This window comes from Cupriavidus sp. SZY C1 (assembly GCF_032190535.1).
Classification (GTDB): Bacteria; Pseudomonadota; Gammaproteobacteria; order Burkholderiales; family Burkholderiaceae; genus Cupriavidus; species Cupriavidus pauculus_C.
In genome coordinates this window covers 182,872-199,559 of the sequence record NZ_JAUANU010000007.1, presented here as the reverse complement: position 1 = coordinate 199,559, position 16,688 = coordinate 182,872, and the positions used below count along the sequence as shown (strand labels likewise).

At 67.3% G+C, this 16,688-nt stretch carries 15 protein-coding genes; 3 read left to right on the top strand and 12 right to left on the bottom strand.

The annotated features are described in order from the left end of the window. Positions 1-3 precede the first annotated feature (3 nt). The 4 genes from QTN24_RS13550 to QTN24_RS13535 all read right to left on the bottom strand — a co-directional run bounded on the left by QTN24_RS13550 (position 4) and on the right by QTN24_RS13535 (position 4,417). On the bottom strand, positions 4-732 hold the full coding sequence (locus tag QTN24_RS13550; RefSeq protein WP_313837704.1) for an amino acid ABC transporter permease: 729 nt from the start codon (positions 730-732) through the stop codon (positions 4-6). A 65-nt stretch (positions 733-797) separates the two neighbouring features. Then, positions 798-1,697, bottom strand: coding sequence for a glutamate/aspartate ABC transporter substrate-binding protein (locus QTN24_RS13545; protein WP_124682445.1), 900 nt, complete (start codon positions 1,695-1,697; stop codon positions 798-800). Positions 1,698-2,008: 311 nt separating this feature from the next. Continuing rightward, complete coding sequence (locus QTN24_RS13540) at positions 2,009-3,316, bottom strand: Glu/Leu/Phe/Val family dehydrogenase (RefSeq protein WP_124682446.1); 1,308 nt, start codon at positions 3,314-3,316, stop codon at positions 2,009-2,011. A 132-nt stretch (positions 3,317-3,448) separates the two neighbouring features. After that, positions 3,449-4,417: a LysR family transcriptional regulator gene (locus QTN24_RS13535; RefSeq protein WP_124682447.1), complete on the bottom strand. Its 969-nt coding sequence runs from the start codon at positions 4,415-4,417 to the stop codon at positions 3,449-3,451. 180 nt (positions 4,418-4,597) lie between these two features. Here QTN24_RS13535 and QTN24_RS13530 point away from each other — a divergent pair, with 180 nt between their 5' ends. Together QTN24_RS13530 and QTN24_RS13525 are read left to right on the top strand one after the other, a co-directional pair. Beyond that, the gene (locus tag QTN24_RS13530) at positions 4,598-5,167 is read left to right on the top strand and encodes a cysteine dioxygenase family protein (protein WP_124682448.1); all 570 of its coding nucleotides are present in this window, start codon (positions 4,598-4,600) and stop codon (positions 5,165-5,167) included. Positions 5,168-5,221: 54 nt separating this feature from the next. Then, on the top strand, positions 5,222-5,680 hold the full coding sequence (locus tag QTN24_RS13525; RefSeq protein WP_313837701.1) for an Lrp/AsnC family transcriptional regulator: 459 nt from the start codon (positions 5,222-5,224) through the stop codon (positions 5,678-5,680). Positions 5,681-5,697: 17 nt separating this feature from the next. Here the strand turns inward: QTN24_RS13525 and QTN24_RS13520 are convergent, their stop codons facing one another. The 4 genes from QTN24_RS13520 to QTN24_RS13505 form a co-directional block, all read right to left on the bottom strand. After that, the gene (locus tag QTN24_RS13520; protein ID WP_409559022.1) at positions 5,698-6,477 is read right to left on the bottom strand and encodes an ABC transporter permease; all 780 of its coding nucleotides are present in this window, start codon (positions 6,475-6,477) and stop codon (positions 5,698-5,700) included. Beyond that, on the bottom strand, positions 6,474-7,325 hold the full coding sequence (locus QTN24_RS13515) for an ABC transporter ATP-binding protein (protein ID WP_124682451.1): 852 nt from the start codon (positions 7,323-7,325) through the stop codon (positions 6,474-6,476). Before QTN24_RS13515 ends, QTN24_RS13520 begins: the two co-directional genes overlap by 4 nt. Next, positions 7,322-8,380, bottom strand: coding sequence for an ABC transporter substrate-binding protein (locus tag QTN24_RS13510; RefSeq protein WP_313837695.1), 1,059 nt, complete (start codon positions 8,378-8,380; stop codon positions 7,322-7,324). The genes QTN24_RS13515 and QTN24_RS13510 overlap by 4 nt, the downstream gene beginning before the upstream one ends. Before the next feature lie 172 nt (positions 8,381-8,552). Next, on the bottom strand, positions 8,553-10,448 hold the full coding sequence (locus QTN24_RS13505) for an ABC transporter ATP-binding protein/permease (RefSeq protein WP_313837693.1): 1,896 nt from the start codon (positions 10,446-10,448) through the stop codon (positions 8,553-8,555). Positions 10,449-10,560: 112 nt separating this feature from the next. Here QTN24_RS13505 and QTN24_RS13500 point away from each other — a divergent pair, with 112 nt between their 5' ends. Next, positions 10,561-10,965, top strand: coding sequence for an acyl-CoA thioesterase (locus QTN24_RS13500; RefSeq protein WP_124682454.1), 405 nt, complete (start codon positions 10,561-10,563; stop codon positions 10,963-10,965). Between the two features lie 113 nt (positions 10,966-11,078). Here the strand turns inward: QTN24_RS13500 and QTN24_RS13495 are convergent, their stop codons facing one another. The 4 genes from QTN24_RS13495 to QTN24_RS13480 form a co-directional block, all read right to left on the bottom strand. Continuing rightward, positions 11,079-11,855, bottom strand: a complete 777-nt coding sequence (locus QTN24_RS13495; protein WP_124682455.1) for an enoyl-CoA hydratase — start codon at positions 11,853-11,855, stop codon at positions 11,079-11,081. 32 nt (positions 11,856-11,887) lie between these two features. Beyond that, positions 11,888-12,844, bottom strand: a complete 957-nt coding sequence (locus tag QTN24_RS13490; protein WP_313837689.1) for a DegV family protein — start codon at positions 12,842-12,844, stop codon at positions 11,888-11,890. 126 nt (positions 12,845-12,970) lie between these two features. Continuing rightward, a complete protein-coding gene (locus tag QTN24_RS13485) occupies positions 12,971-14,170 on the bottom strand; it encodes an acetyl-CoA C-acyltransferase (protein ID WP_313837762.1) in 1,200 nt (399 codons plus the stop codon). A gap of 20 nt (positions 14,171-14,190) precedes the next feature. Continuing rightward, positions 14,191-16,617 (bottom strand): 3-hydroxyacyl-CoA dehydrogenase/enoyl-CoA hydratase family protein, encoded by a 2,427-nt coding sequence (locus QTN24_RS13480; protein WP_313837687.1) that lies wholly within the window; start codon positions 16,615-16,617, stop codon positions 14,191-14,193. Positions 16,618-16,688 lie beyond the last annotated feature (71 nt).

Sequence of the window (16,688 nt, the reverse complement as noted above, 5' to 3'; positions counted from 1 at the left end):
TCCTTACTTGCTGCCGATGAAGCCCGGCACGCGGGTGCGGCGTTCCACCGAGCGCATCAGCAGCATCACCGTCACGTTGATGGCGGCGTACAGCAGCGTCACCGCGATGAACGACTCATACGGCCGCGCCGTGTAGTCCACGAGCTGGCGGCCCTGCGCGGCCAGTTCCAGCAGGCCGATCGTCGACGCCACGGCCGAGTTCTTGAAGATGTTCAGGAATTCGGACGTGAGCGGCGGCACGATGACGCGGAACGCCATCGGCAGCAGCACGTGGCGGTACGTCTGGGCCAGCGTGAAACCCATGGCCAGCCCGGCGTTCTTCTGGCCGCGCGGCAGCGAATTGATACCCGAGCGCACCTGTTCGCAGACCCGGGCGGCGGTAAACGTGCCCAGGCACAGCATGGCGGCCAGGAACTGCTGGGTGAACGGGTTCATCTGCTTGATCGCCTCGCCGCCCGGCAGCAGCTCGGGGCCCACGAAGTACCAGATGAAAAGCTGCACCAGCAGCGGAATGTTCCGGAAGATCTCGACGTAGGTGGCCGCGAAACCCGACAGCCACTTGTTCGGCACGGTGCGCAGCACGCCCAGCACGGAGCCGATGATCAGGGCGATGACCCACGACGACAGGCCCAGCGCGATCGTGACCTTGAGACCGGAGATCATCCAGTCCAGGTACGTCTCGTTGGAGGCGGCCTGCTCGAGGAACACTCCCCAGTGAAAGATGTAATCCATAGTGCGTCCTCAAAAAGAAACGGAAGGACTGCTCCTTCCGTTTCGCACTGCTCCGATCGTGCAGATCAGTCGAGTGCCTTGTCGTTCGGGTTCTTGAAGAGCGCCTTCATGTCTTCGGACAGCGGGAAGTCCAGGTTCAGGCCCTTCGGCGGGACCGGCTGCTGGAACCACTTCGTGTACATGGCGTTGATCGAGCCATCCTTCATCAGGCCGGTGATGACCTGGTCGGACAGCTTCTTGAACGGCGCGTCGTCCTTGCGGATCATGCAGCCATACGACTCACGCGACTGCGGCTTGCCCACGACGATCCAGTCGTTCGGGTTCTTGGCCTTGGCGCGCTCGCCGTAGAGCAGCGCGTCGTCCATCATGAACGCCACGGCACGGCCCGATTCCAGCGTCAGGAACGACTGGCCATGGTCCTTGGTGCTGATGATGTTCATGCCCAGCTTCTGGTCGTCGTTCATCTTGCGCAGCAGGCGCTCGGACGTCGTACCGGCCGTGGTGACCACGTTCTTGCCCTTCAGGTCGGCCCAGTCCTTGATGCCGCCGTCCTTCTTCACCATGATGCGCGTGCCAATGATGAAGATGCTGGTGGTGAACGATGCCTGCTTCTGGCGTTCGAGGTTGTTCGTCGTCGAGCCGCACTCGATGTCGATCGTGCCGTTCTGCAGCAGCGTGATGCGGTTCTGCGAGGTGATCGGGATTTCCTTGACCTGCAGGTTCGGCAGCTTGAGCTGGTCCTTGATGGCTTCCACGATCTTCATGTTGATATCGTAGGAATAGCCCACCTGGCGCACGCCGCCCAGGTTGTAGTTGAACGGAATCGAAGAGTCCCGCACACCCAGCGTGATGACACCCGTATCCTTGATCTTCTGCAGCGTACCCGTCAGCGGCTCGGCTGCCTGCGCGCTCGCGCACAGCATGCCTGCCGCAATCATCAGGCCAGCCAACTTGGCAACATTCATAACATCTCCTTGACCATGAAGAGAAAGGCGGGACTGTATCAGACAGTCCTGCCGGCGAAACAGTATTGCTTAGCAATTGACCCAAGACAACGGGTTTTTCCCCTAAGTGGTGCCATTGCGGGCATGGTTTCGCGGCGATGCGCCAAAATGAGACACATCTGCAAACGCCCGCTTGCCAGTTGCGCCAAACCCCCGGCCAATAAAAAAGCGGCAGCCGGAAAATCCGGCCGCCGCTTTTCAGTGGATGCTGAGAACCGGAGGATTTGTTGCATTGCAGCAGCGCCAGCCCTCCGACATCAGACCCGCCCGCATCAGGGGTACAGACCGCGCATCTCGCGCGCCTGCAGGATCCGCGAGCACGCCACGATGAACGCAGCCGTCCGCAGCGTGACCTTGTTGTCCTGGGCTACCTGCCAGATCGCCCGGAAGGCTTCTTGCATAATCCGTACCAGGCGCTCGTTGATCTCCTCCTCGGTCCAGAAGAAGCTGGAGAAATCCTGCACCCATTCGAAGTAGGACACGGTCACGCCGCCGGCGTTGGCGATCACGTCCGGGCAGACCAGGATGTTGCGCTCGCGCAGGATGTCGTCGGCCTGCGGGGTGGTCGGGCCGTTGGCGCCCTCGATCACCAGCCGGGCCGTGATCTTCGGCGCGTTCTCGGCCGTGATCTGGCCTTCCAGCGCGGCCGGGATCAGGATGTCGCAGTCCACTTCCCAGAACTGATCGCCGCGCAGTACCTCGGCCTGGAAGCCGTCGATGGTGCCGCTGTGGGACGCGTATTCCATCATGGCCGGCACGTCCAGGCCGGCCGGGTTGTACAGCGTGGTGCGGTGGTCCTGCACGGCCACCACGCGGGCGCCGGCCTCGTGGAACAGCTTGGCGGCCACGGCGCCGACGTTGCCGAAGCCCTGCACGGCCACGCGCGCGCCCTTGATGTCCAGCCCCAGGTTGCGGGCCGCTTCCGAGCCCACGACGAACACGCCGCGGCCGGTGGCCTCGTGGCGGCCCAGGGAGCCGCCCAGCGAGATCGGCTTGCCGGTCACCACGCCGGTGGCCGTGCTGCCCGAGTTCATCGAGTAGGTGTCCATCATCCAGGCCATGACCTGGGCATTGGTGTTGACGTCGGGCGCCGGGATGTCCTTGCTGGGCCCGATGATGATGTTGATTTCACTGGTGTAGCGGCGCGTCAGCCGTTCCAGCTCGCCCTGCGACAGCGTGCGCGGATCCACGCGGATGCCGCCCTTGGCGCCGCCGTACGGCACGTTCACGGCCGCGTTCTTGACCGACATCCACGCCGACAGCGCCATCACCTCGGACAGCGTCACGTCCTGGTGAAAGCGCACGCCGCCCTTGCCCGGGCCGCGCGACAGGTTGTGCTGCACCCGGTAGCCCTCGAAGTGGGCGATGGTGCCGTTGTCCATCTCGATCGGTACGTCGACGATCAGCGCGCGCTTGGGGCGCTTCAGCGTTTCCACCCAGCGTGCCAGCGAGCCCAGGTAGGGCGTGACACGGTCGACTTGCTGCAGGTAGATGCCCCACGGGCCGAGGTGGTCGGCGTTCAGGTACGAAGGCAGGGCGTGAGCATTGGAGACGTTTTGCGTCGGTGCTGCGGAAGACATCGTTGGGTTCCGAGTGAAGGTGACACGCAGCATATCGGCGCCCCCCTGCCGGAATCCAATGCCGATTGGTCATCCGCCCCGGCGCCATTATGCAAGGCACGCATAACGTTGCACCGGCCCCTCCAGCCCGGCTCAGCCGCCCGCCGATCCCGTTGACGGCGCAACCAGCGTCGCCCAGATCTTGTCCACCAGCTGGCGCTTGCGGCGCAGCGGCCCGGCGCGCCGGTCGCCGCCGTTCTCGGCCGGCCGCTCGCGGTAGAGCCGGATCTCCATGTCGATCGACTGGGGCAGCCCGCGCGCGGCCTCGGCGCGCACCAGCCGCCCGGCCGCCACGTCCTCGCGCACGGTGCTCTCGGGCAGGAACGCCATGCCGTGCCCGGCCAGCGCCATGACCTTGAGCGCCTCGGCCATATCGGTCTCGTAGCATTTGTCCAGCTTGAGCGTATCGGCCGACTCGGCCAGCAGCATGTCCACCATGCGGCCCAGGAACGCATTGGGCGTATAGCTCAGGAACGGCACCGGCTTCTTGTCGGTGCCGGGCAGCCGGAACAGCGGCCGGCCGCCGGCGTCGGGCACGCTGTACGGCGACAGCCGCTCGGTGCCCAGCACCAGCATGTCGTAATGGGCCGGATCGAGCTGGATGGCCTGGCGCGGATGGTGATAGACCATGACGAGGTCGCAGCCGCCTTCCACCAGCATCAGCACGGCGTCGTGCACGTTGAGCGCCCGCAGCCGGCACGGCAGCGTGCCGAGCTGGCTTTCCACGCCCTTGAGCCATTCGGGGAAGAACGTCAGCGACAGCGTGTGCGGCACGGCAAATTCCAGCACCTGGGCGTTGGCCGACCGCTGCCCGCGCATCAGCGCACGGGTCTCGCTGACCTGCGCCAGCATCGCCAGCGCCTGCTCGTAGAACACCTTCCCGGCCGCCGTCAGGCTGGTGGGATAGCTGGACCGGTCGATCAGCTCGGTGCCCACCCACGCCTCCAGCGACTGGATGCGGCGCGAGAACGCCGGCTGCGTGACGTGCCGCAGCTCGGCCGAGCGCGAGAAGCTGTGCGTCTCGGCCAGGCTGACAAAGTCTTCAAGCCATTTGATTTCCATGGCGCGGATTATCGCCCGGCCGGCGCCGGATGGCGTGACGGGCAATAATTTTCCTGTTCTCGCCCAGAATGGAGAATAGGATTACCATTCCACCGTCTTTCCCACCATATCTTGCAGGTTTCTGCTCGGAGCGGGCTTTTAACATGGATGCCATTGCGATCCCCCCACAATCAGCGCGCCATGCCAGCCACGTCCGTCCCGGCCAACCTGTCCGACCTGCCGTTCCCGCCCGTCCCGCCCTCCCCGTTCGCCCGGCTGGCCGCCGGCATGGAGGCGACGCTGGCCCAGAGCGCGCGCATGGTGGCTGCCCACGTGGCGGCGGGCATGGACGATATCGACACGCTGCTGGCCGCCCTGCCGCCCGGCGCGCTGGACGGCAGCCCCGACCACTACACGCGCCACCTGGTGCACGCCGACCCCTTCGAGCGGTTCTCCATCATGGTGCTGGTCTGGCGCCCCGGCCAGCACAGCCCCGTGCATGGCCATCGCACATGGTGTGCGTACCGCGTGCTGCGCGGCACGCTGTCCGAGCGCCACTACCGGTGGAATCCGGCCAGCCGCACGGCCGAGCAGACCGGCGCCGTGCCGCGCGCCGTGGGCGACACGTTCAGCGTGCCGGCCGGCCTGCGCCATATCCACGCGCTCGGCAACGACGGCGACACGGTGGCCGTGTCGCTGCACATCTACGGCGTGGAGCAGGACCGCATCGCCACCGGCGTGAACCTGCTGGTGGATACCATCGTCAGCTAGCACCGGCCGCGCGGGGACGGCCGGCGCCGGCCGACCTACCCCTTCGAGACGCCCATGGACCGCTATGACCGCCAGATCCTGAACATCCTGCAGGAGGATGCCGCCGTGCCCGTCGCCGAGATCGGCGAGCGCGTGGGGCTGACTTCCACGCCGTGCTGGCGCCGCGTGCAGAAGCTGGAGGCGTCCGGCGTCATCCGCAAGCGCGTGGCGCTGCTGGACGCCGCCCGGCTGAACGTGGGCGTCACGGTCTTCGTGTCGATCCGCACCAGCCAGCACAACGTGAAGTGGCTGAAGGCGTTCCACGACCTCGTGGCCTCGATTCCCGAAGTCACCGAGTTCTACCGCATGGCCGGCGATACCGACTACCTGCTGCGCGTGGTGGTGCCCGACATCGCCGCCTACGACGCGGTCTACAAGAAGCTGATCCAGGGCGCCGAGCTGGCCGACGTGAGTTCCAGCTTTGCGATGGAGCAGATCAAGTACACCACCGCGCTGCCGCTCGACTACGCCTGAGCCCGGCGCCACCCCGGTCAGCCGCGGTGCGCCCAGCCGGTCATGCGCTTTTCCACCACGGCGAACAGCTCGTACATGCCCATCGCCATGACCGCGATGACGACCAGCCCGGCAAACGCCAGCGGCATCTTCATCGCCGAGCCGGCCGACGCCAGCAGGTAGCCGATGCCCTCGTTGGCCGCGTTCATCTCCGACACCGTCGTGCCGACGAAGGCCAGCGTGATGGCCACCTTCAGCGACGCAAAGAAGAACGGCATCGCGCGCGGCAGGCCCACCTTGAGCAGCACGTCGCGCCGCCGCGCACCCAGCACCCGCAGCACGTCTTCCAGTTCCGGCTCCAGCGTGGCCAGCCCGGTGGCGATGTTCACCATGATCGGGAAGAACGAGATCAGGAACGCGGTGAGGATGGCCGGGCCGGCGCCCAGGCCGCACCAGACCACCAGGATCGGCACGAACGCCGCCTTGGGCAGCGCGTTGAACGCGGTCATCAGCGGATAGGTGGCGGCATAGGCCAGCCGCGACGACCCCATCAGCATGCCCAGCACCACGCCCACCACGATGGCCAGGCCGAAGCCGACCATCGTGGTCCAGAACGTGCGCCAGGCGTGGCCGGCGATCACGCCGCCGTATTCCGCCAGCGAGGCGACGATGGCCGACGGGCTCGGCAGGATGAAGTCCGACACGTCGAACACCAGGCAGGCGCCCTGCCACAGCAGCAGGCAGGCGCCAAGAAGAATCCAGGGGGCGACGCGCTGGACGCGCTTCGCCTGGGCAGCGGACATGGTTGCCATGATCATGATTGCCTGACGTGGCCGATCTTCTCGCGCAGCAGGTGCACGCGTTCGGCAAAGGGTTCGGTATAGGTGATGTCCAGCGGGCGCGGGCGCGGCAGGTCGATCTCCTTGCGCAGCAGGATGCGGCCCGGCCGGGCGCTCATCACGTAGACGGTGTCCGCCAGGAAGACCGCCTCGCGCAGGTCGTGCGTGACCAGGATCACGTTGAAGCGCTGCGCCTGCCAGAGGTCGCGCAGCACGCACCAGAGTTCCTCGCGCGTGAAGGCGTCCAGCGCGCCGAACGGCTCGTCCAGCAGCAGCATGCGCGGCTGGTGGATCAGCGCCCGGCAGATCGACGCCCGCTGCTGCATGCCGCCAGAGAGCTGCCACGGGTACTTGTCCTCGTAGCCGGCCAGCCCCACGGTCTTCAGCAGCGCGCGCGCCCGTTCCTCGTACTCGGCCCGCCGCCGGCGCATCGTCGACCGGTACGGCTCGACGATCTCCAGCGGCAGCATCACGTTGGCCAGCGTCGTGCGCCACGGCAGCAGCGTGGGCGCCTGGAACGCCATGCCCACCTGCTTGAGCGGCCCGGTCACGCGCTCACCGTCGATGGTCACCACGCCGCGCGTGGCCGGGCGCAGGCCGGTGGCCAGCTTCATGAAGGTCGACTTGCCGCAGCCGGACGGACCGACGATGGCGATGAACTCGCCCGGCGCCGCCTGCAGCGAGATATCCTCGACCGCGAATTCGCCCCGGCGCGCCAGGTCGTCGTCGTAGGCCAGCCAGACGCGGTTGAAGTCGACGAACGGCTTGCCGCCGGCGTCGGTGCCCGCGCCGCCTGCCGCGGGCATCTGTGCCTGCCTTGCCATCATCGCAGCACGTCCAGTTCGGCGGCCGACGGCAGGTAGGCGTCGGTCCACACGGCATCGGCGTCGATGCGGCCCTTGGTGCCGAACGCGTCGGCCACCTGCGACGCCATCAGCGACAGGCGCGGCTTGCTGACGCGGCCAAACCCTTCGGCCTTTGCATCGGGCGACTTGACCACGCTGTCCAGCGCGATCTTCAGCCGGCGCACCTCCAGCTTCTCGTCGATGATGCCGTCGCGCGCCTTCACGGCCTTGATGCCCTCTTCCGGCCGCGCGATGGCGTCGCGCGCCGACTTGGCAAACGCGCGCAGGAACGCCTTGACGGCCTCCGGATGGGCCTTGAGGAACTGCTCGGACGCGATGATGGCGTTGCCGTAGAGCTTCACGCCGTACTGCGGGTACGGCAGCACGACGATGTCCTCGTCCTTCACGCCGCGCGCGTTCAGGTTCAGGATCGACGTGAACGAGAAGCCGGTGATGGCATCAAGGTCGCCGCGCGCCAGCATCGTCTCGCGCAGCGTCGGGTCCATCGCCTGCCAGTTGAACGACGCGGCCTGCAGGCCGTTGGCCTTGGCGAAGATCGGGAACGCGCGGCGGCCGGCGTCGAACACCGGCGCGCCCAGCTTCTTGCCGGTCAGGTCCCTGGGCGCCTTGATGCCGGACTTCTTCAGCGCCAGGATGGCGGCCGGCGTGTTGTTGTAGACCATCATCACGGCCACCGGCTTGTTGCGCGCGTCGGGGTTGTTGCCGTAGAACTCCATCACCGACGCCAGGTCGGCAAAGCCCATGTCGTACGTGCCCGATGCCACGCGGTTGACCACGTTGCCCGACCCGTTGCCGGCGTCGATCGACACGTCGAGCTTCTCGGCCTTGAAGTAGCCCTTCTGCTCGCCCAGCAGGAACAGGGCGGACGGCCCTTCGAAGCGCCAGTCGAGCTGAAAGCGCACCTTGGTCGCGGCCTGCGCCTGGGCGATGCCCGCGCAGAGTGTCGACAGCACCATCGTGGTGCCCAGGGCGGTGCACAGCTTCAGCAGATGACGGCGCACGGGGGATTGCGGCATGGACCTTCTCCAGTTGTTGATCTCTCTGGAGCAGGCTTTCCGCAAGGGGCGTGCCAGCCTTTCACCGGGTTGTCATGCACCGGCGCGAGGCGTGGCCGCGGTGCATTGACGACCCACGATTGTGCGCGGGCCGGTGTTGGCGGGTGTTGCCGCCCGCCATTGTCGACAATCGTCAGGCGTCCTGCGTCGCGTCGCCCACCTCGATGTCGCGTGCATCGTCGCCGTCGGGCACGCCCTTGGCCGCGTTGCGCGCCTGGATCTGCCACATCTCGGCGTAGCGGCCGTTGGCGCGCATCAGCTCGGCGTGCGTGCCGCGCTCGACGATGCGGCCGTGGTCCATCACCAGGATCTGGTCGGCATGGACCACCGTGGACAGCCGGTGCGCGATCAGCAGCGTGGTGCGGTTCTGCGCCAGCCGCATCAGCTCGGCCTGGATGGCCTGCTCGGTGCGCGAATCCAGCGCCGAGGTGGCTTCGTCGAACACCAGGATCGGCGGGTTCTTGAGCAGCGTCCGGGCGATGGCCACGCGCTGCTTCTCGCCGCCCGACAGTTTCAGCCCGCGCTCGCCCACCGGCGTGTCGTACCCCTGCGGCAGTTCGCTGATGAAGTGGTCGATCTGCGCGGCCCGCGCGGCGGCGATCACTTCCTCGCGCGTGGCCTCGGGCCGCCCGTAGGCGATGTTGTAGTAGATGCTGTCGTTGAACAGCACGGTGTCCTGCGGCACGATGCCGATCGACGCACGCAGCGTGGACTGGCGCACCGCGCGGATGTCCTGCCCGTCCACCTCGATCGCGCCCTGCGACACGTCGTAGAAGCGGAACAGCAGCCGGGCGAGCGTCGACTTGCCCGAGCCGCTGTGGCCGACCACGGCCGTGGTGGTGCCGGCGGCGATCGTGAAGTCCACGTCGTGCAGGATCACCCGGTTGGGTTCGTACCCGAACCCGACATGCCGGAAGCGGACCGCCGCGCCGTTGACGCGCAGCGGCGGCGCGTCGGGGGCATCCGCCACCTCCTGGTTGGTGCCCAGCAGCACGAACATCCGGTCCATGTCGGTCGTGGACTGCTTGATCTCGCGGTAGATCACGCCCAGGAAGTTCAGCGGGATGTAGAGCTGGATCATCAGCGTGTTGACCAGCACCAGGTCGCCCAGCGTGAGCTTGCCGGCCGCCACGCCCACCGTGGCGCGCCAGAGGATCAGGATCAGCCCCGTGGCGATGATGGCCTGCTGGCCGAAGTTCAGGAACGACAGCGAGTTCTGCGAGCGGATTGCCGCCGCGCGGTACGTGCGCAGGTTCTCGTCATAGCGCCGCGCCTCGTACTCCTCGTTGCCGAAGTACTTGACGGTCTCGAAGTTCAGCAGCGAGTCGATGGCCTTCTGGTTGGCGCGCGAATCCAGCTCGTTCATCCGGCGCCGGAAATGCGTGCGCCACTCGGTCACGACGATCGTGAAGACGATGTAGCCCACCAGCGCGCACAGCGTGATGGCCGCGAACCAGATGTCGTAGTGCAGGAAAAAGAAGCCGATGACCAGCGACATTTCCACCAGCGTGGGCAGGATGCTGTACAGCGAGTACGAAATCAGCGACTGGATGCCGCGCGTGCCGCGCTCGATGTCGCGGCTCATGCCGCCGGTCTGCCGCTCCAGGTGAAAGCGCAGCGACAGCGCGTGCAGATGGCGGAACACCTGCAGCGCGATCTCGCGCACGGCGCTCTGCGTCACCTTCGAAAAGAGGATCTCGCGCAACTCGGTAAAGAGCGACCCAGACAGCCGCAGCAGCCCGTAGGCGACGATCAGGCCCACGGGCACCACCAGCAGCGCGGTGGCGTCGCCGGCCTTGAGGTCCATGCTGTCGACCAGCTTCTTCATCAGCACTGGCACGCCCAGGTTGGCCACCTTGGCGGCCACCAGGCAGGCCAGCGCCAGCATCACGCGCCACTTGTAGTGCCAGACGTAGGGCAGCAGGTTGCGGACGGTCTGCCAGTCGCTGCGCGGGGCGCCAGCGCCCTGGAACAGGGGATTGGCCGGCTCGGCGGGGGCGGGCTCGGCGGTCGTGGAATAGCGGCGCATACGGTAGAATTCGTGCCAATGCCGCGATTGTCGCAGAGATCGCCACGTCCGGCAGGCCACTGCCCCACCGCCCATGAACGCCCCGTATTTCCCGCTCTCCTCGGTCCCCGACATGTCCACATCCGCCCCCCTCTCCGAACTGCCGCCCGGCAAGAACCCCGCCCTGCGAGTGGTGCCGATGCCCGCCGACGCCAACGTCCACGGCGACGTGTTCGGCGGCTGGATCATGGCGCAGGTCGACATCGCCGGCTCCATCCCGGCCGTGGAACGCGCCCAGGGCCGCGTGGCCACGGTGGCGGTGAATTCGTTCCTGTTCAAGCACCCCGTGTTCGTGGGCGACCTGGTCAGCTTCTACGCGGATATCGTCAAGACGGGCCGCACCTCGATCACGGTCTCCGTGGAGGTCTACGCGCAACGCATGCGCCACAGCCACGAGATCGTCAAGGTCACGGAAGCCACGCTGACGTACGTGGCGACGGATGAAAGCCGGATGCCGAGGGTGTTGCCGACGGCTTGACCGGCGTCCTTCGTTGCTCTGGGTTCCCTCTTCCGCATGGCTGAAGAGGGGTCAGGGGCGAGGGCCGGGCGGTTCTGACACGACAGGTCGTCGATTGGCCGCCGGCGCCCTGCTCAATCGAACTTCGAGAAATCCGGCTTGCGCTTTTCGAAGAACGCCGTGAAAGCCTCCTTGGCTTCGGGTGCCACCAGCATGCGGCGGAAGACCTCGCCCTCCTCGGCCATTTTCTTCTCCACGGCCGCCACATCGCCCCCCTTCATCAGCCGCTTGGTCTCGCGCAGCGACGATGCGGGCAGCGCCGCCAGCTTGGCGGCCTGCTGGCGCACGAAATCGGGCAGCTCGGCCAGGGGCAGCACCTTCGTCACCAGCCCGATCGAGAATGCCTCCTGCGCGCTGAACGCCTCGCCGAGCAGCAGCTTTTCCGCCGCACGCTGGTAGCCCACCAGGCGCGGCAGCAGCAGGCTGGACGCCGCTTCCGGGCACAGGCCCAGCTGCGCGAACGGCAGCGACAGCCTGGCGGTGTCCGACGCGTAGACCAGGTCGCAGTGCAGCAGCAGCGTGGTGCCGATGCCCACGGCCGCCCCGCTGACCGATGCCACCACGGGCTTGCTGGCGTGGCTGATCGCGTGCAGGAACTGGAACACCGGCGGCTCGGCGCCGTCGCTGCCCTGCGTGGGCGGGCGCTTCATGAAGTCTTCCAGGTCGTTGCCGGCCGTGAAGATCTCGGGCTTGCCCTCGATCACGATCACGCGCACGGCGTTGTCGGTCTCGGCGGCGCGCAGCGCATCGGCCATGGTCTGGTACATGGCGGCGGTGATGGCGTTCTTCTTGTCGATGCGATCGAAACCAATGGTCAGGACGCCCTGGTCGATGCGGGTAGCAATGCTCATGTCTTCCTCGTCTCGGTCGTAATGGTCGCCGCTCACACGAACGGTGGCGGCACTTCGGAAAGATAACTCAGGCCGAACGCGCCCGCGCCCACGTTCAGCGCGACGGTCAGGCTCATCGGCGCCAGCATGAGCTGCACGTCGTAGCGGCGCGCCGTATCGGCCAGCGACTGCCACGCGGGCCAGGCCGCCACGTCGTCCGGGTCGCCCGCGTAGGCCGCGGCCACGGCCGGGGTCAGCAGGCAGCGGGCCCGGATGCACGCTTCCGCATGGCCCAGCAGGCGGCGGATGCCCTCGTCGGTGCCGCGCACCTTGGCGATGGCCTCGGTCTCGCCCTGGTGCATGCGGATGACCGGCCGGATATTGAACGCGCTGCCCAGCATGTAGCGGCCCCACGTGATGCTGTTCTCGCCCTTGTGCTTCGCGCGCGTGTACATGTACAGCAGTTCGTCCGGAATCAGGAACATGTGCGCGGCATCGCGCAGGCGATGCTCCACGGCATCCACCACCTGCGCCGCGCTGGCGCCGTCAGCCAGCATGCGCGCGGCCTCGCGCACGATCAGCGCCTGGCCCGGCCCGATGGCGCCCGTGTCGATCACGGTCAGGTCGAACAGCCCGCTGCGCCCGGCGTCCTTGCGCAGCTTGAAACTGCGCGCCACCGTGCCCACCACGGCGCCCGTGGCATTGGCGTAGAGCTTGCTGCGGCTGCTGGCAATCGTCAGCAGGATGGCGCGGTCGCAGCCGGCCACCACGTGCCTGAGCAGGTGGTCTTCCAGCTCGCGTTCAAGCAGCGGGATCGATTCGGCGTAGTGGTCCTGCTTGCCCACCAGGTACTGCTGGTAGAGCTCGGGCAGCGCCGCTTCGTCGCGGGTGTCGACCACGAAGCGGTCGCCGGCGCGAATGCGGAACGGGATGGTGCGCACGCCCAGTGCGTCCATCATCGTGCGCGGCATGTCGCACGCCGCGTCGGCCAGAATGGCTGTCTCCTGCATGTTGTTGTTCTCCTCCGTATCAGTGCGTCAACGTGTTGGCATCTCCGTGTCCATACATTTCCTCATCTGATCGAAGGTTGGGACAGCCTCGCCGGGCTGTCCCTGTGCGGCGCGTTTGGTCGATGCTTATACGCGCTCGAAGATGCCGGCGGCGCCCATGCCCGTGCCCACGCACATGGTCACCATGCCGTACTTGAGATTGTGGCGACGCAGCGCGTGCACCACCGTGGCCGAGCGGATCGCGCCCGTGGCGCCCAGCGGATGGCCCAGCGCAATCGCGCCGCCCATGCGGTTCACCTTGCCCGGGTCCAGCTCCAGGTCGCGCATCACCGCCAGCGACTGCGCGGCGAATGCCTCGTTCAGCTCGATCCAGTCGATCTGGTCCTGCGTCAGGCCGGCCGCCTTCAGCGCGGCCGGAATGGCCGCCTTCGGGCCAATCCCCATGATCTCGGGCGGCACGCCGCGTACCGCGAACGACACGAAGCGGGCCAGCGGCACGAGGTTGAACTGCTTGAGGATCTTCTCCGAGACCAGGATCAGCGCGCCGGCGCCGTCCGACGTCTGCGAGCTGTTGCCGGCCGTCACGCTGCCCTTGTTGGCAAACACCGCGCGCAGCTTGGCCAGCCCTTCGACCGACGTGTCCGGGCGCGGGCCTTCGTCCAGCGCCACGGTGCGCGTCTTGACGCCCACCTGCCCCGTGGCCAGGTCCGGGAATTTCTCGACCACCTCGATCGGGGTGATCTCGTTCTGGAACTCGCCGGCCTGCTGCGCGGCGATGGCCTTCTGGTGCGACGCCAGCGAGAACGCGTCCTGGTCCTCGCGGCTGACCTGCCACTGCGTGGCCACCTTCTCGGCGGTCAGGCCCATGCCGTAGGCAATGCCGACGTTCTCGTCACGCGCGAAGATCGACGGCGACATCGACGGCGAGTTGCCCATCATCGGCACCATGCTCATCGATTCCACGCCGGCTGCGATCATCACGTCCGACTCACCCACGCGGATGCGGTCCGCCGCCATCGCCACGGCCGACAGGCCCGACGCGCAAAAGCGGTTCACGGTAATGCCGCCCACCGTGTTCGGCAGGCCGGCCAGCAGCGCGCCGATGCGCGCCACGTTCAGGCCCTGCTGGGCCTCGGGGATGGCGCAGCCGACGATGGCGTCCTCGATCAGCGCCGGGTCCAGGCCCGGCACCTGGGCCACGGCGGCCTTCAGGATCGTGGCCAGCAGGTCGTCGGGACGGGTGTTCCGGAACGCGCCCTTGGGCGCCTTGCCGATCGGCGAACGGGTAGCCGCAACGATGTAGGCGTCTTGCAGTTGTTTCATGATGTCGGTTCCTCGTTGGCGGATTAGTTGCGCACCGGCTTGCCCGTCTGCAGCATGCCCATGATGCGCTCCTGCGTCTTGCCCGTGCCGAGCAGGTCGATGAACGCCTTGCGTTCCAGCGCCAGCAGCCATTCCTCGCTGACCAGCGAGCCGGCCTCGACGTCGCCGCCGCAGACCACTTCCGCGATGCGCGACGCGATCAGGAAGTCGTGCGCCGAGATGAAGTTGCCGTCGCGCATGTTCACGAGCGACGCCTGGATCGTGGCGATGCCCGAGCGGCCGGCCACCGGGATCAACTGGCCCGGCAGCGGCGCACGGTAGCCGGCGTTGGCCAGCGCGCGCACTTCGCTCTGCGCCACGTACAGCAGTTCGTGGACGTTGTAGACGATGGTGTCGGTCGGCTGCACGTAGCCGATCTTCTGCGCGTCCAGCGCCGACGTCGACACCTTGGCCATCGCCGCCGCCTGGAAGCGGTTGGTCAGGAAATTCAGGTAGTTGGTGCTGCCCGCGGCCTGGGCCGCACGGGCCGCCGCAATGGCCGCCTCCTTGAGGCCGCCGCCGGCCGGCACCAGGCCCACGCCCACTTCGACCAGGCCGACGTAGCTTTCCAGCGCCACCACGCGCCTGGCCGACTGCAGCATCAGCTCGCAGCCACCGCCCAGCGCGATGCCGGACACGGCCGGCACCACCGGCACCGCCGCGTACTTCACGCGCATCATCGTGTCCTGGAACTTCTTGACGAACGGCTCGATGCCCTTGGCGCCGCCCATCATGAAGGCCGGCATCGCCGCCTCCAGGTTGGCCCCGGCCGAAAACGGGCCGCCCGGCGCGCCCAGTTGCAGCGACGTCGGCTGCCAGACGACCAGGCCCTTGTAGCCGGCTTCGGCCAGTTCCACGGCGCGCACCACCGTGTCGAGCACGTCCGGCCCGAGCGTGTTCATCTTGCTCTTGAACGAGATGATCAGCACGTCATCGGCGCCATCGCTGGTCCAGATGCGGGCGCCGTCGTTCTCCTCGATGGTCTTGCCGGCCTTGCGCGGGTCGGCGGCGTCGGTGCCCTTGAGCGCGGCGCGGAACACCTGGCGCTCATACACGGGCAGCGCGGCACGCTTGACGAAGCTGTTCGTCGACGGCGACCACGAGCCCTGCGCGCCGTGCACGCCACCGTTGCCGGGCACCGCGCCGTCGAACACCCAGGCGGGCAGCGGCACGTTGGCCAGCGCCTTGCCGGCGTCGATGTCTTCCTTGACCCACTGCGCCACCTGCGTCCAGCCGGCGGCCTGCCAGTCCTCGAACGGACCCGAGTTCCAGCCAAAGCCCCAGCGGATCGCCAGGTCCACGTCGGCCGCCGAACCAGCGATCTGCTCCAGGTAGACCGCGATGTACTGGAACACGTCGCGGAACACGCTCCACAGGAACTGCGCCTGCGGGTTGGTCGATTCGCGCAGCAGCCTGATGCGCTCTGCCGGGTCCTTCTTCAGCATGCGCACGACGATCTCGTCGGCCTTCTTGCCCGCGTCGACGTACTGGCCCGTCTTGGCGTCCAGCACCTTGATGGCCTTGCCTTCCTTCTTGTAGAAGCCGGCGCCGGTCTTCTGGCCCAGCGCGCCGGCATCGACCAGCCCCTTGAGCACGGCCGGCGTCTGGTAGACCGGCGCAAACGGGTCGCCGCCCAGGCCGTCCTGCATCGTCTTGATCACGTGCGCCATCGTGTCCAGGCCCACCACGTCGGCGGTGCGGAACGTGGCGGACTTGGCGCGGCCCAGCTTGGTGCCGGTCAGGTCATCGACGACGTCGAACGGGATGCCGAACTTCTCGGCCTCGGCAAACACGGCCAGGATCGAGAAGATGCCGACGCGGTTGGCGATGAAGTTGGGCGTGTCCTTGGCACGCACCACGCCCTTGCCGAGCGTGGTGGTCAGGAAGGCTTCCAGCCGGTCCAGGATCTCGGGCTGCGTGGCGGCCGTCGGGATCAGCTCCACCAGGTGCATGTAGCGCGGCGGGTTGAAGAAGTGCACGCCGCAGAAACGCGCCTTGAGCTCGGCGTCGAAGCCGTCGGACAGCGACGTGATCGACAGGCCCGAGGTGTTCGTGGCAAAGATCGCATGCGGCGCCAGGTGCGGCGCCACCTTCTTGTAGAGGTCGTGCTTCCAGTCCATGCGCTCGGCGATCGCCTCGATCACCACGTCGCAGTCCTTGAGCAGCGCGATATCGTCCTCGTAGTTGGCGGCGCGGATCAGCCCGGCCTCTTCCTTGATGCCCAGCGGCGCGGGCGACAGCTTCTTGAGATTCTCGATGGCGCGGGCGGCAATGCCGCTCTTCGGGCCTTCCTTGGCGGGCAGGTCGTACAGCACCACGGGCACGCGGGCATTGACCAGATGGGCGGCAATCTGCGCCCCCATGACGCCGGCACCCAGCACGGCGACCTGCTTGACGATGAAATTGGACATGCGCGCTCCTAGAGTCGTGAGCGTTTGTGGAGAAGATAGGTCTGCCGAAGTCTGACTCCCCTCTCCCGTGA